The sequence below is a fragment of the Streptomyces sp. Ru73 genome, from assembly GCF_002920575.1.
Lineage (GTDB): Bacteria > Actinomycetota > Actinomycetes > Streptomycetales > Streptomycetaceae > Streptomyces.
The window spans coordinates 84,516-104,451 of sequence record NZ_PQSQ01000003.1 but is presented as its reverse complement, the minus strand read 5'-3'; the positions used below and the strand labels follow the sequence as shown (position 1 = coordinate 104,451).

Genomic DNA, 19,936 nt, shown 5'->3' with positions numbered 1-19,936 from the left:
GAACAACTGTGTCTCAACTCAAGCGTGCGCCGAAACAATGCGGTTCCTGGTTCTGGGACCTTGAGGACGTCGCGCCCCCCGGGCTGGAATCGGCATTGGCCGTAGCGGCAAAAATGACAGCTGCCCTCCAGAAGTTCGACCTGCTCAGCCCTGTGAAGCTCGAGTACGGCTGGTATGTGCTCGACTCGGGTGCCACCGGAGTCATGAGCACGCTGTTCGTCTTCACGCCGTTGGACGACCCGGGTCTACCCGGCAAGGTCCTCGGCAGCCGCCCCAGTGCCTTCCCCGACGCGGAAGTCGACGATCTCCATGTCGTGGGCTCGGGGACATGGCTGGACGCGGAGGGGAAGGCCCACAGGGAACCGCGGTTGGTCGAGCTCGCCGTGTCCCCCGACCCCCTGGGGCCGACGGCCACGCTTGCCGTCCATCACGACATCTGGAACCAGTTCGACTTCTCCGGCCGCCCGCACCCCGAAGTGCACGACCACAACGCCCCCCGGCTCGCGGCCGCACTCCGAGAACTCAACTCCACACTTGGCGTGACGCCAGAATTGGGCGAACCCACATATTTCGGCAGTGCTACCGAGTTCGGCATCGCTGCGCCGGATCCGCACGACGACGGCACGGGGCCTGACCTGACAGACAAGCTCTGACACCAAGCCCTGCGACGACCAGGCCGAGCTCGGACAAAGCCGGACAGTCATCCGGGCTCGGCCTACCACTGTCGGCCAGCGCAGTTCCCTCCGAGCCCAGGCATCGCCTCCTTGAGGCATCACGGCCGACCTGCACTCACTGCGACAAACTCCGAGGCTCGGAGGGACTTTCCTGCTCCGCATCGAGGACGGCTGCGTCACTATTCGACCGGCGCCCGAGTCCACCCGTAAGGAATCCGCATGTCCTGCTTGATGCGCGCCCCCGAGGAATGCGCCTCGTGGGAATGGGAATTGAACAACGTCACGCCTCCCGGCCTGGCGTCCGCGCTGAGCACAGCAGCGCGCATGTCGTCACTACTGCGGGACCACGGCCTCCTGGAGCCGAACCAGGTGGAGTGGTTCTGGTTCGTCTACGGCATCGGCGGCATCGGCATCAAGACGACGCTCCCGGTGAGGGGGCGGCTCGACCCCGCCGACCTCACCCGGCGAATCGAGCGAAGTCGACCATCGGGGCACCCCGATGCCCAGGTCGGAAACCTCACCGTGTCCGGACGGGGAACGTGGCTCGACGCAGAGGGCGAGGAGCGGCGCGAGCAGGATCTTGTCGTGCTCAGCGTCGACCCCGATGAATACCATCTCTCGGCCGACGTTGCGGTCTTCCATGACATCTGGGGCTACTTCAACTTCCGAGGTACCCCGCACCCGGAAATCTACAAGCGCAACGCACCCAGGCTCGCATCGGCTCTTGCAGAACTCGAAACGCTCCTCGGGAGGACGGCATCGGCGGGCGACCCAACCTATTTCGGACGCGCTGATGGCCATGGCATCGAAATGCCCGATGTCATCGACGGGCGGGGCCCCGATCTCACCGACCGCCTGTAAACAGCGGCCGTTCCATCACGCGGCCAGTTCCGCACCGTGCTCGACCAGGTCCGGGCCCGCGACGCTTCGGCTGGGACTCCGGCAGAAGTTACACCGTTCGTTTTGACAGACCCGGTCCTGGAGGTGCTGAAGTCGGGCAGGCAGCTTCAGGTCCGTCTACGGACCATCATGTTCCCTCAAGGAGGTTGTGCTCTCTCGCCCAGGCTGTGAGGGCGCCTCGGTTGCGGTCGGTGAAGCCGTAGGGGCGGAGCTCTCCGTCAGTGGTAATCAACCCCGTCTCCGGGATGCCGTAGGCGTGAAGGAGTTCGTCAGCCAGTACGGCAGCGGCCTGGAGCAGGCCCCTGTCGTGGTCTGCTACGTCATCGAGCAGCACGGTGGCTTCGGAGTAGGCGTATTCGCATGGCTGAGTGCTAGTTTCCAGGCGTCGTCCAGCGCCGCTATGCAGGCGGTCAACGGTCAGGGGCAACGGATCGCGGTACTCCGCGACTGTTTGCATGGAGGCATCGGGATGGGAGCCGATGTCGTTCACCAGCACAGCCTTGACCACGGCCGTCCCGTTGGCCGCAGTCCGGTCGCGGGCATGGCCGGCCAGGAAAGGCAACGCACACAGCAGGCTGTAGACCACCTCTCCCGGTTCGACGAACTGCAGATCGACTTCATCGCCCCGGACCTTCGAATGGTGTGTGTAAAGCGGAAGAACGACAGCTGCGCTGCCGTCACGATGCAGTTCCGCCCGCACGCCCTGGTCCCCTCGACTCTCCTGCGTGATCAGCCGGCGCGCCCCAACGGTGGCATAGCCGAAGAACCGGTGGCCCTGCCCGAGGTACAACTCTGCGCCAAGGAGTTCGACCCGGTATCGCTCGAACGTGCTGGCATTGATGACCATCTCGCCTGGCACCTCCGGGACCAGGGCAACGATGAGGTGCGGAGTAGTGCGCTCCACGACTGACAGGACGATGTCACTCTCAACTTCGGCCATTCGCTCGTCACGAGCTGCTGCGGCTGTGTGGCGGGCCCGATAGGCGGTCGCCACCATCGTTTCCGTGAGCCACTCGGTTTGGCTTCCCCCTCGCCTGGGGTAGCGAAGGACATCCTTCGAATCCTTCGTCGGAGTGGCTGTAACGGCATGGGGGGCCTGTGGGCTGCGTGGAACAGCAAGGAGCAAGAATCCGCGCCCCTCATCATCTGGATCCGGAACGCGGATCGGCTCGTAGGGGACAGGCGGCGCCGTGTTGTTCGCGATCACCTGCCGAATCCGCCGCAGATGATGGTCGTCGAGGTCGACATCGAAGACCCGGCTGGGCACGCCCTTGGCTTCCGCCATGCCGAGGACGAGGACCCCGCCTCGGTGGTTAGCCATAGCGGCGACGTCCTTGGCTAGTTCCTCCTTGCCCTTGCCGTCAGATGAGTAGTGAGCGCGTTTGTAGTCGAGATCCTCTGCTTCGGCCGCGTCGGGGTTACCCACCAGGCCCTTGACGTCTTGGTAACTCAAGTTGTCCAGCCGCGCCCCGAACAGCTCTTCCAGGCGCCGTGATCGCATCACCATGTATGAGAACTATCCCCGGGGTCCTACTTGCCGCAATCCCATTTGCAGTGCTGACTGGCCGCCCGCCCTGGCGAGTTAGCTCTGCCCACGGACGCTGCCGGACCGCCAGGCGGATGAGTGCCCGCAATGCACCGTAGCGAACGGCTCGTCCGGTATTGAGTAGCGAATGCGTGGAAGCCCAGCACTGCCATGCGTTAAGAAGGTCACGCACAGTGATCGACTTCGATAGCTGTGATGTGGAGCTGATCGCAAACCGAGCGTACGCACAGGGGCGGGGAACAATCCACGATTTGGTCGCCGTCGTGACGTCGTTCAATAGTTCTCCCGCACGTACTCATACGTTCGATCAAACAGTTCGCCCTTGATGGGCAAGCTGTACTCCTTCAGGACGGAACGCAGCTCGCGACGGACGCGTTTGTCGCCCGCGTCGCTCGCGCTCCAACCGGCATAGGCGACCTCGACGACGATCGAGTCAATCCGCGAGACTATGTCGGGGACAATCTTGTGCAGCCCGGGCGGCGTGTTCTCCGCGACGATCTGAGTGAGCGCCCCGCGCTTGGGATCGGCCAGCCGGTCGAGCGCACTTTGGTCGCCCTGTTCCGCTGCCCGATCCGCGGCGACCACGTCCTGAGCGATCTTCAGCGCTTCCTCGAGGAACGCCAACGAGTCTTCGACGTTCTCGATCGCCTTGGCGCGGAGTCTCTCGATCCGCTCTGCCAGCGACCGGTACGCCGGGCTCTCGGTATCGGCGAGCCGACGCCTGAGACGCGCCTCGATGGAGTCGAGGACCTCCTGGTACACGTCATTGGCTTTCGACTCCGGCGTCTCCTGCTCGGAGAGCTTCAGCTGCTCGGCGATCTTCTTCACCAGCGCCAGGCCGGCAGCGTCGAGCGTGACTGTCTTCGACGGCATCGTCTTCACGCCCACATCGGTCATGTGACCGTGAATCAGGTCGGTGGTCTTCGCGCCGAGACGTGCCCAGAGGAACGTCTTGGAGACGTCCTTGGGCCGAATCGACTCGTACACCTTCGCGAGCCAGAAGTACTGCCCCTTGAATGGCCGGAGCATCGGGTGCGGGTCGAGGAACTCCCACACCGTCTGCAGCGCGACGTAGGTCTCGATGAACTCGGTGCGCTGCGCGCCGCCCTCAGGAATCCGCTCGTGGGCCTCGACGAGCGACTCGAACGACGAGTCACTGGTGTCGATGCCGTCGAACAGATGCAGCAGACGCGTGAGGTCGGCGACGAACTTCCCCGCCAGCTTGGAAGCGTCGGTGACGTTGAGCTCGTCCTCTTCGTCGTCCTTTACCTTCGGGCCGGCGACTGCCTTGCCAATGGCCTTCGCGAGCCCGATGTAGTCGACGACCCGCCCGAAGTCCTTGCGCTGACCGGTGACAGGGTTCTTCCACGGACGGTTGGGCCGCGTGATCGTCTGGAACAGGTTCGTGTCCTTGGCGGGCTTGTCGAGATACAGCACGCCCTCGATGGGCGCGTTGAAGCCGGTCATCCACTTCGCGGTGACGACGATGAACGACATCGGGTCATCGACCTTCTTGAAGCGGCGCTTGAGCGCCTCCTCTTGCTCCGGAGTGAGCAGGTACTTCTTGTACTCTTTGGGGGTCTCCTTGCTGTCGGCGACGTGCATCACCACACCGACCTCACGGAGTCGTCCGTCCGGCATGACTGCAGCACGGCGCTCCAGCTCGGCCTCAATGGCCTTGGTGTAGGCGATCACAAGGCGCTGGTTGTAGGCCACGACCTGAGCCTTCTGCCCCAGGGGCCCGACATAGGTGAGGAAGTGGTCGACGATGTCGGCACACACAGCAGCCACGCGCTCGGGGTTGGAGAGGATCGTCTCGATGTGAGAAGCCTTCCCCGACAAGAAGACCTTCTCCTCCTCGTCCAGGCCCTCCTCCGTGGCCAGCTCGTCGAAGGCCTCGTCCAAGGCTTCCTTGTCGAGGTTGAACCCGACAGACCGGCCCTCCACGATCACTGGCTTGGTGAACCCATCGGCGATGGATTGCTCCGGCGTGTACCGCGACATCACAAAGTCTGGGTCGTCAGGGTCGCCGAACAGCTTGAACGTCGAACGGTCCTTGTCCTTGATCGCGGTACCCGTAGCGCCGAAGAACTTCGCGTTCGGCACCGCCGCGCGCCATGCGTCGCCGAGCTTCCCCTCCTGCGAGCGGTGCGCCTCGTCGACGAGGACCACGATGTTCGACCGGTTGTTCAGGTGGCCGGCCTCAGCGAACTTGTGCACCGTCGTGATGATCACGCCCGGCTCACCGCTTCGCAGCAGGGCGTGCAGCTCGCGCCGGTTGCGGGGAACCGACATCCGCGGCATGCCGGCAGTCTCGAACATCTCCGCCGTCTGCCGGACCAGATCCTTACGGTCGGCGATCACGATGACCGTCGGCGCGCTCCCGAACTTCCCCGTCACCGCGTCATCGCGCAGCAAACGGGCGGCGGCGAACGCCATGAGTTCGGTCTTGCCCGAGCCCTGGTGATGCCAGATCAGTCCGCCAGGACGGCCAGCGAGCGCCTTGGCGTGGATCGCCAGAGCCGCCTCGAACTGCGGGTAACGAGGCAAGAACTTGATGTCGACCTCGGAAGCGTCCCGAGCATGACGGAACATCACCAGGTCCTTGAGGATCGGCAGGATCGTCTCCGGCCGCAGCAGCAAGCGCGCGGCCCGCTCGACACGAGCCGGGCCCGTGACGGTCTTCGGGTCGTCCTCAGTGGATCCCCACGGGGCCCAGATCTCGGAATCGGGGTCCGGTATCGCACGGATCGGGGCCATGCGGAACTCCAGGCCCTCGGTGGCGACGTTGAAGACGTTCGTCGCGAAGAAGTTCGGATACTCCTCCTCGTACACGTCGTGAAGGTCCTTCGCGGCGTTGACCCACGAGACCTGATGCTTCACAGGCGTCTTGGTCTCGGCAACGACCAGCGGGAACCCGTTGACGTAGTAGACGACGTCGAATCGGCGCGGTTTGGCGGCACCGTTGACGGTGACCTCGTCAGCGACGGTGAAGCGGTTGTTGTTGAGGTCTTTGAAGTCGATCAGCCGACGAGGCACATGCCTACCGTCGATCGTCGTGAACGAGTGGTCGCCACGAAGCATCACGGTCAGCCGCTCGTTGGCCGCAACGAGACCGTTGTGCGCATCGAGGACAGCCTGATTGAGCTCATGCAGAACGAGGTCCGCCGACTCGGCGTCGTCGACCAGCTCAGGGTTCAGCGCGAGCAACGCTTCGCGTGCCCAGTCCTCGACGATGACGTCGTGCTCATCGCGCGGTAACTCGTCCCCTTGGAGACGCTCCCAGCCAGCCTCCTCTGCCCACTCGAGCAGAGAGCGCTGGATCGTGCTCGCTTCCGTCCACCCCATGTCAGGACACCTCCTCGAGCAGAGCGTCGTACGCCTCCGGAATCTCGATTTCCTGGTTCAGGAGCGATGTCAAAACGGCGGAGCGGAAGGTGCGGAGGTGCGACAGTTCGGCTTTGACTACGCGGATAGCATTAGCCATCGCGTCACACTTTGCTACGTATGCTTCCTGCTCAGTAATCGTGTCCGGGACAGGGACCTTGATAGCCCCGAAGTTCTTCTTGTTGATCTTCTGCATCGACTTGCTCGTGCCAGATGCCGAGGCAGCGATACGCGCTCTGAACTCGGCAGCCGAGAGCACATGCGCCAGGTAAGTGGCGAGACACCGTGATTCATCCGGTCGGATCCGCCAGATGAGGTCAGGTAGGTAGGTTTCTGGCGGCACGTCGAATGCAACAGCGACGTAGCCAACCCGCTCGGGTGTATTCGACCGCGTGATTAGCAGGTCTCCATCGTTCACAAGGTGGGTCTGTGTGTACCCCGAGGGATCATCGAGCCTCTTGGCTTCGTTCGCGTCGAAGTGCCCGAGTTGCACGGCACTCAACTTCAAAACACGCGCCTTGCCTCGCACCGGTGCCTCGCCCTTTGTCTGGACGCTCTTACCACTGTCGATGCCGTCCACTACTGATGCGATAGGCACCTCGTCAGACTCAGGTACGTCTGCGCGGAGTACACCCAACGTGCGCGTCGCCGCATCAATCTCCTCTGTCAGCGCGACGATCTGCGCGTCCACCCCAGCCATGACGTCGACGATGCGGCGCTGCTCCGACAAGGGAGGGAGAGCGACTTCAATCGTCAAGAGGTCAGCGGGCTTGACCCGTTCACGCCTGCCGCCCATGCCGGTCGACAACGCCTGCAGTTGCTCCCACAGTCGTTTTGTGGTCGTAAGGAGTCGGAAGTATTCGGGAAGCATTCGCTCGCCACACGTAAACGTGGGAAACTCTTGCGACGCGTAGGCCTCGCCCAGATCGTTCGGAGCAACGGTAATCGCTCCTTCGAACGCCTTCAAGCGGCTGTAGACGATCTGATTCGGCCGGATGCGATTCAGCGTCTTATACGAGGTCTCATCGCCAGCGATCGGTTCCCGGAACAGCAGGCCCCGACCGCGGTTCAAGACACCGACGATGTCGTAGGAGGCCGTCGCCGTGATCGGGACCGCGTCGACGTCCAGCGCGATGACCTCGTCGAGCCGAACCCGCTCCCACTCACTCACTGGACACCCCGAACACGCTCAGGTCGACGCCTGCCGCTGCGAGCCGCTCGAACATGACAGTCTCGGTATCGATGCGGTGCTGCCGGGCGTCGGCATACGCCACGAGCGCGGTGCCCAGCTCGGCGGTCTCTTCCGCAGCGACTTTGATGTAGCGGCCGATGTTCAGGTCGAAGCCGTTCTGCTCGATCTCCTCGAACGGCACCAGCCGGACGTTCGCACCGCCCTCACCCGCTGAGTCGCTACCTGCCTGGTACGCCTCAATGACAGCTCTGACGTCATCCTCGGACATCAGGTTCTGCTTCTTGCCCTTGATGAACCGCGCCGAGCCGTCAATGAAGAGCACGTGCTCCTTGCGCTCAGCTGGCTTCCGGTCGCGGAAGATCAACAGGCATGCCGGGATCTCGGTCGAGTAAAACAGCTTGGGCGGCAGCCCGACGACGGCTTCCAGAACGTCCTTCTCGATGAGGCCCCGGCGGATCTTCGCCTCCGCGCCTCCGCGGAACAGCACGCCGTGCGGCATCACCACGCCGACACGACCGGATCCAGGCTTCATAGACGAGACCATGTGCTGGACGAAGGCGTAGTCGCCGTTCTTCGCCGGCGGCACGCCGCAGATGGCTCGCGGATCCGAGGACCAGCGGTCCGCTCCCCAGTTCGTCAGGGAGAAGGGCGGGTTGGCGATCACGGCGTCGAACTGGCGGACCGCACCGCTGGGGGCCTTGAACGCCGGAGCGCGGAGGGTGTCTCCGCGCTTGATGTCGAAGTCCTCGATCTCATGCAGGAACAGGTTCATTCGGGCGATCGAGGCCGTCGTCAGGTTGATCTCCTGGCCGTACACCCTGAGCGTTCGGTGGTCCTTGCCGGACTCGCGCAGCTGGTTGATCGTCGCGACAAGCATCCCGCCGGAGCCGCAGGACGGGTCGTAGACGGACTCGCCCGGCTCAGGTTGAAGGATCCCGACGAGCAGGTTCACGACCTCACGGGGCGTGAAGAACTCGCCAGCCTTCTTGCCCGACTCGTCGGCGAAGTTCTTCAGCAAGTACTCGTAGCCCGCGCCGAGCAGGTCATGCGAGACCGTCGACGGGTCGAGCCTGATCTTGTTGAACGCTTGAATGAGCCCCAGCAGAGCCGACTCCGGGATGCGCTCCTTGTTGCCCCACGAGGCGTCGCCGAAGACGCCGGCGAGCGAGCGGGGGTTGGCCTTTTCGATTCGCTGGAAGGTCTTCCCGATCTCCGCACCGAGGTTGGTGGCCTTCTCGGTGACCTCGCTCCACAGCGTGCCCTCGGGCAGCTCGAACCGGTGGAAGTCGGCCTCGATCTCGTCGTCGAGGTCGTCGCCGTACTCATCGAATGCCGCGTCGTGCTCGTGGACCCAGGTGTCGCTGAGCCACTTCCAGAACAGCATCGGGAAGACGTAGGTCTTGAAGTCAGCCGGGTCGACGGGGCCGCGGAGCGCGTTCGCGGCGTCCCACAGCCGGGATTCGAGCTCTTGCTGGGTGATCGTCACAGAGATGAGGTCCTTCGTTGAAGACGGTGCCCCGATTATGGAGGAGGGCACTGACATTGCGGGAATCCGGTACGGCAGGCAGCAGCGACCTGCAGGCGAGGACCAGCACCCACGGCTTCGAAGGAATCGTGATCGCGGACCCACTGAGACTGGAACTCTGTACCTCCGCGTCTGAGTCACAGCGTTTGAGACGGGCCTCCCCTCCATAGTTACCGACCACCCGGACGGGGCCGTGGCGTCCGGCCTAGCTCCCTTTTGTCCAAGAATCCGCCAGCGCGGTCAGTCGGCAGCTGGTCTGCACTCGCAACGACTGCAAGGCGTGGGTCGAGTCCGGCGCAAGGATCAGTCGGCAAGACGATGACGATGACGGACGGCGGCTATCCCAGTACTGGCTGCTGATGCCTCACCGCCGCGCGAACGAACTCCCGGCCTGGAAGCGTCAACACAACCCGAGCCACAACCAGATCGGAGGCCGTATCGAGCGCACCTTCGCCCTGGTGAAGGGCTGGAGATCCTCCGCGACTGCAGCCTGAAAGATGACGGCGTGCCCCACGCCATGCCTCGTCGCGTTCGCCACGGTCGTGACCCAGGAGGTTCGCTTGTATCCCTCTGGCTGCGGCTTCCCGCGAGGGACGCCTGATATGCATCCACGCCGCCGGAGCGGCTGTAGTCGTCCAGCGTCTCCAGCCGGAAGGCATTCCGTTCGAACTCTGCGAAGCAGTCCGCCAAGGTCTTAGATGAGGTTTTCACGGATCGCCTTCCGGATCAGCTCGATGGGGATCTCCACGATGGACTCGCGAGCCGGGATCTCCAGTCCGTGATCGGTGAGCCGGTCGCCCTGCACGGTGAGGGCCCCTCGGCCGGTGGTGTACAGCGTGGGACAGTCTCCGTCATGGCACTGGCCCACCAACTGCGTCAGCTGCACTGTCGCTGGCTCCCCCTCTGTCAGGTGTCGTGTCTGATCCTGACCGCGCACCCGATGCCGGGCAAGGGCCTCCAGTTTCCGTTACTGGGAACCTCCCAGGAGCCGGCGCGGCTACGCGTACGTCCCTGATGTTGTAGAGGTCCGCCGGCTCCGCCTGGCCGGATACGAGGTCTACCGCTTCGGCGGCTGGGAGCTCACCGCGTCGGGCGGCGAGCAGCTCCTCACGGACTTTTTTATCGACCTCCTCGCACGACAAGCGAAGCCAGCGCTGCACAGGGCACGTAACACGGCCCCTGCATGCTGATCTGCGTAACGGCAGCCCGTCGTCTGCCATGCTGCAGCGCACGTCGACCCTGCCCATGACCGATTGCGGCGCAGGTAGCGCCGGCAGGCGGCACGGCATCAACTGGCGATGTCGGGTGCGAACAAAGCGCACTGTCAGTGCCAGGTGCTACACCCTTAGTCATGAGTGATGTACCAGCATGCTCGGAGGGGCTGGCCAGCCCGCATCCCCGGCAAGGCGATCCGGCAGAGGAGGCGGTACCGCAGGAACGGTCGGCAGCGATCCGCTGGTTGCTAGACAGAGAGCGGGCTCTGGCCGACGCCTTCCTCCGGGAAGGTCAGCAGCAGCTTCCTGTGGACGGCGAATACTCCGTCTGGCGTCAGGCGCAGCAGCGACGACTAGGCCAAGAGCGGCAGCGCTGGTTGCAGCTGCTGACTGAGGCGGGCGTGCCCGCTTGGTGGCAGGGCAGTAGGTCGCTCGCCTATCTGCGCCCCGACCTCGCAGACGAGTACGACTGGGGACACATCGAAAATCCTGTGGGGCTGCCACTGACAGGATCAGTCGTGGCAGTGCAGAGTGTGTGGTGGCGGTGTCTGCGCGATGACAGCCATCGGTGGAAGACATCGGTCTACAACCGGCACGTTCAAGGAACCGGGTGCCCTCGGTGCGGCAAGAGGGGCGTCTCACGACGAGAACAGGAAATTTTCACGGCATTGCAGACACGTCTGCCCGGCCTTCAAAGCCCCGGGTCCGTTGCGCGCCACGCGTCATCTACGGTCGAGGGGAAGCGGCGGCTACGGTCGTGGCGAGTAGACATGCTGCTGCCCGGCAGCCCGCCCGTCGCCGTAGAGTACGACGGCGCCTACTGGCATAAAGATGCCTTAAAGCGCGATCAGGACAAGACCGCCGACATGATCGCCTCAGGCCATCTGGTCATCCGCATCCGCGAGGAACCGCTGCCCACCGTCACCCCACACGATGTTCTCTGTACGCCAGGCCAGTCGGCGCGGGAGATCGCCGAGCAGGTATTCCAGAGGATCCTCAGGCACACCGAACACGTTTCCCGCGGGCCGTGCACGCCTCCAGGCTCTCCTAGCGGGGAACAGCTGGACCTCTTCGACGACAGCATCGAGGCCACGGAGAGCAGGAGCGGCACTGACCTCACCACGCTTGGCGCGCTGATGATGCAGTGGCTGCTGGAGACGCACCGCGGCGACGTGGAGTTCGAACTGAAGTTTGCGGAATGTCTGGTGCGCGACCTCCCTCCCGATCTGCTGCTTGGGCAGGTCAACCAGAGGATAGGAGGAGCGCGTGCATTCGCTTCGATGACGCGCCAGCTGATCACCCCGATGCGGCCCGAGGCCCGGAATGAACCGGACGCAGCCCTTCACCCAGCTCTCCGGACGAGCATGGAACGTGACCAATAAATCGAACACGTGATTGCGTTTGTGTCATGTTGTCCGTGCGCTTCCCCCAGGACCTGATCGAACTGCAGCGTGCTCGGAACCACGCCTACGAGGAACTCGCCGACCGCCCCCACAACCCCACGGTTTTGCGTCGTCGATTGCTGCGGCTGTGCACCCGGCTTCACTGGCACCCGTACTTCCGTGCTTCCGCCGGAAGGGGCCCCAGGGCCCGAGCGGAGCTGCAAATGCGTGTCCGGGAGGACGCCGGCCGGGACAGGAGAACGTCGTGAAGGGCCTCTCCGGGCAACAGGAGCGGGTCGCTCGTGCGGCGCAGAGCTTCGTGGTCGAGCAGCAGAGCTTCGTGGTCGAGCACGAGGAGGCGCCCTATGTAAGGAGTTGGCGGGTGCTGTCGGGCTGAGTGCGTCGACGGTGGCGTATCACCTGCGGGCGGTGAGTGACACGATTCTCTGCAACCCACCTGTCGGTACAACACCCACCGGCCGGGAATAAACAGGTGGCTGCTTCAATTCTCGCCTGGCAGTGATCACGCCGGAGCAGGGAGGAGCATGGACGACCTGAAGGTCTTCCGGATCAGAGGCGGCTGCGCCACAGAGGTACCGGGTGTGTCGGTGGCCGTGGAGCGAGAGCTGCAGTCGCTGGTCGAGGCGAATATGGACACCATGCTCGGCATCCGCTTTCTGGCGACGGAGTACCCGACCGGCCAGCATGGGGGCCGGGTGGATTCGCTGGGGCTGGATGAGAACGGCAATCCGGTGATCGTGGAGTACAAGCGTTCGCGGGACCGGAATGTGACCAATCAGGCGCTGTCCTATCTGTACTGGCTGCAGGGACATCGGCACGAGTTTGAGAACCTGGTCAAGGAGAAGCTGGGCGCTGAGACGGCCAAGGCGGTGGACTGGAGCAACCCGCGTCTGGTGTGCGTGGCGGGCGAGTTCTCCCGGCACGACAAGCGGGCGGTGCAGATGATCGGGCACCGGATCGATCTGCTGACGTACCGGGTCTTCAATGACGTGCTCGCCTTGCAGATGGTCGCCTCTGTCCCCGGTCGTGCTTCCGGCGCGCGCAGCACCGTTGCAGCGCCCGTCCGGGCACGGGGGGTGACGCGCCCGGCGGGCGTGAAGTCGGTGCAGCAACACCTCGACGGAGCTCCGCAGTCCCTCCAGGGCCTGTACGCGGACCTGGACGAGATGCTCCTTGGGCATGAAGGGGTGCGCAAGGAGACACAGCTGCATTACGTGGCCTATCGACGGATCAAGAATCTCGCCACGGTGCGTGTCCAGAGTCGCCAGCACGCGTTGGTGGTGAACCTGCGGCTGGATCCGGACACGGTCAAGCTGGAGGAGGGCTTCACTCGCGACCTACGCGGAAAGGGCTGCGTGGGTGTACGCGACGGCGTCGAGCTGCGCCTCAACTCACCCGACGACCTGCGCAGGGCCGCCGAACTGCTACAGCGCAGCGTCGAGGCAGCCTGAGCTGCGCAACGTTCAAGGGCGGTGTCTTCCGGAGAGAAGGCACCGCCCTTTTCTGCTTCTACGTTCTGCCGTTGCGTGCGGCTCTCGCACTCACTCCTCGGGACCAACAAGGCCGAAGTCGCCCTGGCTACGCCCCTGTTGCACCTCATGCAATAGCCGCGTTTCCGTGATGTCGGCGTAATGGTCGTCCAGTTCGATGCCGATGAACTGCCGGCCTTCGCGCAGGGCGGCCACCCCGGTGGAGCCGGAGCCGGCGAAGGGGTCGAGGACGGTGCCGCCCTGGGGGCAGATCTTCACCAGTTCCTGCATCACCTCGATGGGCTTCTGGGTGATGTGCACCCGGTCCTTGCGGGGCTGGCTGGCGGTGTAGAGGCCGGGGAGGTAGACGGGGTTGCGGTGGGGGTCGACCTTGCCCTTGGTGCCCCAGACGATGTACTCGCAGGACTGCTTCAGGCGGCCGGGCTGGGGGCGGGAGACCGGCTTGTGCCAGGAGGCGATCCCGCGCCAGGTCCATCCTGCGGCCTGGAGTGCGTCAGTGGTGGTGGGCAGCTGGCGCCAGTCGGTGAAGACCAGGGCGGTGCCGGAATCGACGGTGGCACGGTAGGACTCGGTCAGCAGCAGGGTGAGCCAGTACCCGTAGCTGCGCTGGTCGCGATTCTCTCCGGGGAAGTTGGCGAGGTTGTGCTCGGCGTCCGCAGCGGTGTACTTCGCCCGCGCGGTGCGCCCGGTGCGCTCGCTGCTGGTGCGACCGCCGGAGTTGTACGGCGGGTCGGTGATCAGGGCATCGACGCTGTTGTCGGGGAGTTCCGACAGCTTGGTCAGCGCGTCGCCCCGGTGCAGGGTGTAGGGCATTGGAAGCAATCTCTCTCTCAGGAACGGCGCCTGCATTTCCCCTGTCACGAAGGGATACGCTCGCCAGGGGCACTCAGCTACGTGTCCCGTTGGATTCAGCGGGGCCGAGTCGGCCAATATGTGCTGGAGAGTAATCCGGAATTCCGGCCGCACCAAGCCGGGACAACGTCACTTGGGGCAGCCGGTTGGGCTCGTTTGGTGCGGCCGGGATTCGTCTTTACAGTCTCGGCATGTTCATCGGGAAGGACGCCGATCCGCCCCGTTGAGCTGTGCTGATGCGTGTTGCCCGTCCAAGTCGCGACGTCGTCAGCGCGTCGCGGACGTCCCCCGACAGGGAAGAGGGAAATTCTCGTATGTGGCGCGTGAGATTACCAGCGCGGCTTGCTGCCGCACTTCGCTGAGCGGTCCGGTGGCCGGGTAATAGCAGGCCCGGCCGCTGGCTCCGCCACCCCTTTCCGGGGTTTTTCGTCTCGCGCGGTGTGGTGCGGGTGGCCTTTTCGACGAGAGCGCCCGTGCTCACCACCTACGCATAAAGGAGCTGCGCTGCTGATGCGGCCTCCCCTGACATGCCCGGCGGCACGGCCAGGCATACGGTTCGTTGCCCACCCTGGTCCGCGCTCGTGAACAAGACCGTGCTGGTCATCGGCGCGGTGGTGACCGCGCCGATGTTGCTGATCGCCCCCATGGCGATGGCCGTGGCCGGTGCGCACAGGGCCGAGGCCGCCTGTAAAAGACGGCGCGGGTGGCGACGTTGATGCGGCGGCGGTCGCGAAGCAGGTCCACTCGCTCCTGATGAGCGGCAAGGCCGGTTCGGTCCACGTCACGGGACTCGGTGCGCCCAAGGAGCAGATCCCGAATGCGCAGAAGATCCAGGCCACCGGCGTCGCGCTGAAGATGCCGGCCCGCGGGCAGGTGGTCGCACTGGCCACGGCCCTGCAGGAGTCGGGCCTGCGCAACCTCAACTACGGTGACCGTGACTCGCTCGGCTTGTTCCAGCAACGGCCGAGCCAGGACTGGGGCACGCCTGCGCAGGTCCGTGATCCGGTGCACGCGTCGACGACGTTCTACGAGCACCTGAAGAAGGTCCCGGGCTGGCAGTCGATGACCGTCGCCCAAGCCGCTCAGGCCGTGCAGGCGAGCCGCTTCCCCGGCGCGTACGCGAAGTGGGAGCCGCTGGCCACCGCACTGCAGAAGGCACTGGCTCACTCCCTCCGCTACGACGGCACCGGTACGGAAATCCCGAAGGACGATAAGCCCCTCGCCTCCGATGTCGGGGAGTGCGGGAACGAGGACGGTTCGTCGTTCGGTCCGATCCCGAAGGGGGCCGTACCGAAGGGTTACACGATTCCCGCCGATGCGCCGAAGCCGGTTCGCCGTGCGATCCGCTGGGGCCTGGGGCAGTTGGGCACGCCGTACCAGTGGGGCGGGTCGTGCGCGCACGCGCACGGCAAGGATCCGATGGGCCGGTGCGACTGTTCCAGCCTCATGCAGGCGTCGTACAAATCCGGCGGCATCACGCTTTCGCGGACCACGTATACCCAGGTCAAGGAGGGCAAGGCGGTCAGCCCGGACCGGTTGAAGGCCGGGGACCTGCTGTTCACCGAGGGCTCGGCCGCCCGGCCGGAGCACGTTGGGATGTACCTCGGGCGCGGCCTGATCCTGCAGGCTCCGCACACCGGCGACGTCGTGAAGATCTCCCGGCTCGCGGAATGGCGCCCCTCCCTCCTGGCCGCCCGCCGCGTCGCCTGAATCGCCCCTCTCCTCCTCTGTCCATCACTTCCGGGCTCGTTGTGTGCCCGATTCCCACAGGAGTTCCTTTGAAGCTCGCGCAGCATTTGCAGTACCTGGCCTACGACCCAGGTGTGCACCCCAAGGAGGGCGGCCTGCCCGGCCTCGCCGTGTTGAAGAACGTCATGGGCTCGATCAACCTCTTCGGCATCATCGCCGTGGTCGGCGCTCTAGCGATCTCAGCGCTGATCTGGGCCTGGGGCCACCACTCCGGCGGTCATCAGGCCGAGCAGAACGGCAAGAAGGGCGTCACCGTCGCGGCCGGATGCGCCCTGCTGCTCGGCGCCGCCAACGGCATCGTCGCCTTCTTCTCGGCGATGGGAACGCAGGTCCACTAGTGCCCAAGCAACGATTCCCCACCCCCTCGGGCCGGCCGGTCGATTCCTCGTCGGTGGTGCGGCGGGCCGTGATGGTCGGCGTCATCCTCGCGGTGCTGGCGGGCGTCACCGGCCTGGTCGGCTACCTCACCCGCCCCGCGGCCCCGGAACCACCGCCCACCTCCGATTCCCACTCTTCTCCCCCAGCACCGCACGAGACGTCACGCCCTGCCCGGAGCATCGTGCTGAAGCCGCCACACACCAACGCCCCGGTCACCTTCGCCAAGGCGGCAACCAAGGCGCTGTGGTCGTACGACACCCGGCATGCCTCCCGCGCCGAGCACCTGTCCGGGCTGAAGGCGTGGATGACGGGCGAGCAGCGGTACCGCGACTGGAAGTCGGTGAGCGGGCAGGTGCCGGGCACGACGCTGTGGTCGCGGATGCACGACAACGCCCAGCGCGCCACCGCGTCGGTCGAGGAGGGGCATCTGCCGGAGGCGTTCAAGACCGCTATGACCCAGGACCCGGGTGCGCTCACGCAGGCGTACATCTACGCGGTCACCGTCACCGGCAAGCAGTCCCTCGCCTGGAAGCACGGCGGCTCCGGCGCCGAACCCCGCCAGATCACGCTCGCCGTCCGGTGCCGGCCCCACCACGACTGTGCCCTGTCCGGCGTGCTGCCGGAGGTCGCCCCATGACCACCGTGACCGCAATAAGGACGGGGGTGTGCGGTGGGTGCCTGTGACCTTCCCCTGATGAACCAGGTGTGCGGCGCCGTCGGCGGCGTGGTCGGCAAGACCGGTGAGGCCGTCACCAGCGGCATCGGCGCCTGGATCGCCAAGTCGATGGGCGAGGTCGCCCAGTCCGCCGCCGACCTGGCCTCCCGGGCCGTGAACAAGACCACCGCCGTCGATCTGAACGCCGAGTGGTTCCGCCACAACTACGAGCTGATCCTCCCCATCGGCCTGATACTCACCGTCGGCACCTTCTGCCTGCAGCTCACCCGCGCCGCCTGGCGCCGGGACGAACGCGCCCTGGCACAGGCGGCGTTCGGGACGATGACCGGCGTGTTCTTCGCCTTCGCCGCGATCGCCTGCACCACCGTCGCCCTGACCGTCACCGACGCCCTGTCCGCGGGGCTGTTCCAGGCGGCCAACAGCTCCATCGACGATGCGATCCGCCGCGTGGTGAAGGTGAACGAGCTGGGGGCGATGTACGGCTTGGGCTGGGGCGTGCCGGCCATCGTCGCACTGGGCTGCGCGGTGGGCGCGTTCTTGTACTGGGCGGTGATGGTGGCCCGCAAGGTCGGCATCCTGGTGCTGGTCACCCTGGCGGTGTTCGCCGGTGCCGGCGGGGGCTGGGAGATGGCCAAGCGGTGGCGCCGGGGCTGGATCGAGGCCACCGCCACGCTGGTCGTCTCCAAGCTGCTGATGACGATCGTGTTCCTGCTCGGCGTCTCGGCGATGGGCAAGGCCGACGCCCACGGCGGGCTCGGTGCGCTCTCGGATGCGATGGCCGGCATCGTCGTGATGGTCCTGGTGCTGCTGTGCCCGTACGCGACGTACAAGTTCGTGCACTGGGCCTCCGACGGCGGCGGCCACGATGACCTGCACCGCACCGGCGTCGCCGGCATGGGCACGGCAGCAGGCGCGGCGAGGACCGCGGGTCAACTGGCGCTGCAGGCCAAGACCGGCGGCATCGCCCCGCAGGGCCCGGCAACGGTGCCCGGCCAGGGCGCCGGCGGCGTGGCCTCCGGCATCGATCCGACCGGCGGCTCCAGCAGTGGCCCTGGTGGGAAGCCGAAGCAGACCCGGTTCCGGTACGGCGCGAACCCCCACGCCGCGGGGGACAAGGGCCGGGCCCTCGTCCGGCGCCCCCCGACCGGCGGCGATCGGGGCCAGCCCCTCATCCGCCGCCCCGGCCCGGCGTCCGCAGGCGGTACGGATGCGGCGCCCGTCTCCTCTGGAGCGGCGCCGGAAGGTGGCGCGGTCGGTGCCGCGTCGCAGGGTTACTCCCCTCGCCGCCACGCCTCGCCTCCGGCGAGCGGTCCTTCGCCGCAGGGCGGCGCAACGCCACAGCGGTGGATCTACCCAGGCTCGCCGCACAAGCCGGGGTCGTAACCGGCCTCTCCGGGGCGGGCACCGACCCGCACAGTGCCCGCCCCGGCCCCCTCTCCTTCTTTCGCTCTTGTTCTAGGACGGCTTCGCCATGACCTCCGACTCTTCCACTCCAGATGGCCCGGCCACCGTGAAGTTCCCCCACCGCACCCGCCGCGGCATGCTCATGGGCCTGACAGCACCACAGTTGCTCGGTGTCGCGATGACCGGGCTGCTGCTCCTGGCGGTGCTGCTGACCTCCGGCGTCGTCGGCGCCTTGAAGCTCATACCGGCGTGGGCGGTGCTGCTGGCTGTGGTCTTCGTCCGGCGCCGGGGCCGGTCGCTGGCCGACTGGATGCCCATTGCCCTGCGCTACGGGCTGCGCCGGATGCGCGGGCAGCTGTTGTGGCTGGCCCGGCCCTCCACTCGGCCGCGCCGCGAAGGCCTGTTGCATCTGCCGGGCACGGCCGCCTCGCTACGGGTGGTCTCCTCCCCCAACAGGCGACTCGGCGCCGTCCACGACCCCCACCAGGCGACACTCACCGCCGTGGTACGAGTCTCCGCTCGCGCGTTCGCGCTGCTGGACCCGGCGGCGCAGTCGGCGAACGTGGCCGGCTGGGGCCGGACCCTGGCCGCGCTCGCCCGCACCGGGCACATCTCCCGCATCCAGGTCCTGGAGCGCACCGTCCCCGACTCCGGGGACGCGCTGAACCGCTACTGGACCGAACACGGCGACGCCGACGCTCCGCTGGCCGGCGACGTCTACCGGGACTTGATCGAGGCCGCCGGGCCGGCCGCCGCGCCGCACGAGGCGTATGTCGCGCTGGCGCTGGATATGAAGGCGGCTCGGCGTCTGATCAACCAGGCCGGCGGTGGCCTGACCGGTGCCTTCGCCGTTCTGGCGCAGCTGACCTCCACCTTCGACCAGTCCGCTCGCAACGCCGGGCTCGCTCCGGGGCCGTGGTTGGCAGCCGAGGAGGTCGCGGCGGTGATCCGCACCGCCTACGACCCGGCCGCCTCTGCCGCGCTGGATCAGTGGTCGGACACCGGTGCCCCGCAGGCCGATCCGGCGGCTGCCGGGCCGGTGGTGATGGTGGAAAAGAGCGACCGCATCACCACCGACTCCGCCCACCACGCCACCTACTGGATCGAGAACTGGCCGCGCATCGAGACCAGCCCCGGCTTCCTGCACCAGCTGCTGTTCACCTCCGGCGTACGCCGCACCCTCTCCCTCAGCTACGAGCCCAAGGGCCTGGATGCCGCGCTCAAGGACGTCCAGCGCAAGAAGGCCTCCGTCATCGCCGATGCCGCCGAACGCGCCCGCAAGGGACAGGTCGACTCCGAGGAGGACTCGGTGGAGTACGCCGACATCAAGGACCGCGAACGCCAGCTGATCGCCGGCCACGCCGACGTCGCCCTCACCGGACTGCTCACCGTCTCCGCCGAGTCGGACGAGGAGCTGAACTCCGCGTGCGCGGCCATCGAGACCGCCGCCGTGGCGGCCATGACCGACCTGCGCCGGCTGACCTGGCAGCAGGCCGAAGCCTTCACCACCGCGGCCCTCCCCCTCGCCCGCCGCCCCTGAACCACC

At 66.1% G+C, this 19,936-nt stretch carries 15 protein-coding genes and 3 pseudogenes; 11 read left to right on the top strand and 7 right to left on the bottom strand.

All coding sequences use genetic code 11. The features are described from left to right. Positions 1–8 precede the first annotated feature (8 nt). Together C3486_RS02345 and C3486_RS02340 are read left to right on the top strand one after the other, a co-directional pair. Positions 9–653, top strand: coding sequence for a hypothetical protein (locus C3486_RS02345; protein ID WP_103830826.1), 645 nt, complete (start codon positions 9–11; stop codon positions 651–653). 240 nt (positions 654–893) lie between these two features. Next, positions 894–1,535, top strand: a complete 642-nt coding sequence (locus C3486_RS02340) for a hypothetical protein (protein ID WP_181138413.1) — start codon at positions 894–896, stop codon at positions 1,533–1,535. A gap of 166 nt (positions 1,536–1,701) precedes the next feature. On the opposite strand, the gene C3486_RS02335 is transcribed toward C3486_RS02340, so the two are convergent. The 4 genes from C3486_RS02335 to C3486_RS02320 all read right to left on the bottom strand — a co-directional run bounded on the left by C3486_RS02335 (position 1,702) and on the right by C3486_RS02320 (position 9,185). Next, a complete protein-coding gene (locus C3486_RS02335; RefSeq protein ID WP_103830825.1) occupies positions 1,702–3,081 on the bottom strand; it encodes a helix-turn-helix domain-containing protein in 1,380 nt (459 codons plus the stop codon). A 312-nt stretch (positions 3,082–3,393) separates the two neighbouring features. Beyond that, the gene (locus tag C3486_RS02330; RefSeq protein WP_103830824.1) at positions 3,394–6,468 is read right to left on the bottom strand and encodes a type I restriction endonuclease subunit R; all 3,075 of its coding nucleotides are present in this window, start codon (positions 6,466–6,468) and stop codon (positions 3,394–3,396) included. A 1-nt stretch (position 6,469) separates the two neighbouring features. After that, complete coding sequence (locus C3486_RS02325; RefSeq protein ID WP_103830823.1) at positions 6,470–7,678, bottom strand: restriction endonuclease subunit S; 1,209 nt, start codon at positions 7,676–7,678, stop codon at positions 6,470–6,472. Beyond that, positions 7,671–9,185, bottom strand: coding sequence for a class I SAM-dependent DNA methyltransferase (locus tag C3486_RS02320; RefSeq protein WP_219822169.1), 1,515 nt, complete (start codon positions 9,183–9,185; stop codon positions 7,671–7,673). The genes C3486_RS02325 and C3486_RS02320 overlap by 8 nt, the downstream gene beginning before the upstream one ends. 278 nt (positions 9,186–9,463) lie before the next feature. Here C3486_RS02320 and C3486_RS37820 point away from each other — a divergent pair. After that, positions 9,464–9,744, top strand: a pseudogene (locus C3486_RS37820) (IS5/IS1182 family transposase); the annotation flags it as partial. Here the strand turns inward: C3486_RS37820 and C3486_RS38710 are convergent. Both C3486_RS38710 and C3486_RS02310 read right to left on the bottom strand, forming a co-directional pair. After that, positions 9,739–9,935, bottom strand: a pseudogene (locus C3486_RS38710) (DUF6879 family protein); the annotation flags it as partial. The pseudogenes C3486_RS37820 and C3486_RS38710 overlap by 6 nt on opposite strands. Then, on the bottom strand, positions 9,919–10,110 hold the full coding sequence (locus C3486_RS02310; RefSeq protein ID WP_103830821.1) for a hypothetical protein: 192 nt from the start codon (positions 10,108–10,110) through the stop codon (positions 9,919–9,921). The pseudogene C3486_RS38710 and the gene C3486_RS02310, both read right to left, overlap by 17 nt. A 465-nt stretch (positions 10,111–10,575) precedes the next feature. On the opposite strand from C3486_RS02310, the gene C3486_RS02305 reads away from it, so the two are divergent. From C3486_RS02305 to C3486_RS02295, 3 genes are all read left to right on the top strand, one after another. Further along, entirely contained in the window at positions 10,576–11,820 is a 1,245-nt protein-coding gene (locus C3486_RS02305) for a zinc-ribbon domain-containing protein (RefSeq protein ID WP_103830820.1), read from the top strand. Between the two features lie 265 nt (positions 11,821–12,085). Continuing rightward, positions 12,086–12,217: a hypothetical protein gene (locus C3486_RS37815; protein WP_258052543.1), complete on the top strand. Its 132-nt coding sequence runs from the start codon at positions 12,086–12,088 to the stop codon at positions 12,215–12,217. A 148-nt stretch (positions 12,218–12,365) separates the two neighbouring features. Beyond that, entirely contained in the window at positions 12,366–13,292 is a 927-nt protein-coding gene (locus C3486_RS02295) for a DUF5655 domain-containing protein (RefSeq protein ID WP_103830818.1), read from the top strand. A gap of 90 nt (positions 13,293–13,382) precedes the next feature. Here C3486_RS02295 and C3486_RS02290 read toward each other — a convergent pair whose 3' ends face one another. After that, the gene (locus C3486_RS02290; protein ID WP_103830817.1) at positions 13,383–14,144 is read right to left on the bottom strand and encodes a site-specific DNA-methyltransferase; all 762 of its coding nucleotides are present in this window, start codon (positions 14,142–14,144) and stop codon (positions 13,383–13,385) included. 665 nt (positions 14,145–14,809) lie between these two features. On the opposite strand from C3486_RS02290, the pseudogene C3486_RS02285 reads away from it, so the two are divergent. The 5 genes and pseudogenes from C3486_RS02285 (at position 14,810) to C3486_RS02265 (ending at position 19,930) form a co-directional block, all read left to right on the top strand. Further along, a pseudogene (locus C3486_RS02285) lies at positions 14,810–15,893 on the top strand (C40 family peptidase). Between the two features lie 68 nt (positions 15,894–15,961). Then, a complete protein-coding gene (locus C3486_RS02280) occupies positions 15,962–16,270 on the top strand; it encodes a DUF6112 family protein (RefSeq protein WP_103830816.1) in 309 nt (102 codons plus the stop codon). After that, positions 16,270–16,947 carry a hypothetical protein gene (locus C3486_RS02275; RefSeq protein WP_103830815.1) on the top strand — a complete coding sequence of 226 codons (678 nt, stop codon included), beginning with the start codon at positions 16,270–16,272 and terminating at the stop codon, positions 16,945–16,947. The genes C3486_RS02280 and C3486_RS02275 overlap by 1 nt, the downstream gene beginning before the upstream one ends. Positions 16,948–17,004: 57 nt before the next feature. Next, on the top strand, positions 17,005–18,369 hold the full coding sequence (locus C3486_RS02270) for an ATP-binding protein (protein ID WP_103830885.1): 1,365 nt from the start codon (positions 17,005–17,007) through the stop codon (positions 18,367–18,369). Positions 18,370–18,457: 88 nt separating this feature from the next. Further along, positions 18,458–19,930, top strand: a complete 1,473-nt coding sequence (locus tag C3486_RS02265) for an SCO6880 family protein (protein ID WP_103830814.1) — start codon at positions 18,458–18,460, stop codon at positions 19,928–19,930. The last annotated feature ends 6 nt before the right edge of the window (positions 19,931–19,936 follow it).

Coding starts and splice junctions, on each gene's coding strand:
- C3486_RS02265 (WP_103830814.1), top strand. CDS start 18,458: ATGACCTCCGACTCTTCCACTCCAGATGGCCCGGCCACCGTGAAGTTC.
- C3486_RS02295 (WP_103830818.1), top strand. CDS start 12,366: ATGGACGACCTGAAGGTCTTCCGGATCAGAGGCGGCTGCGCCACAGAG.
- C3486_RS02290 (WP_103830817.1), bottom strand. CDS start 14,144: ATGCCCTACACCCTGCACCGGGGCGACGCGCTGACCAAGCTGTCGGAA.
- C3486_RS02330 (WP_103830824.1), bottom strand. CDS start 6,468: ATGGGGTGGACGGAAGCGAGCACGATCCAGCGCTCTCTGCTCGAGTGG.
- C3486_RS02340 (WP_181138413.1), top strand. CDS start 894: ATGTCCTGCTTGATGCGCGCCCCCGAGGAATGCGCCTCGTGGGAATGG.
- C3486_RS02305 (WP_103830820.1), top strand. CDS start 10,576: ATGAGTGATGTACCAGCATGCTCGGAGGGGCTGGCCAGCCCGCATCCC.
- C3486_RS02270 (WP_103830885.1), top strand. CDS start 17,005: ATGAACCAGGTGTGCGGCGCCGTCGGCGGCGTGGTCGGCAAGACCGGT.
- C3486_RS02335 (WP_103830825.1), bottom strand. CDS start 3,081: ATGGTGATGCGATCACGGCGCCTGGAAGAGCTGTTCGGGGCGCGGCTG.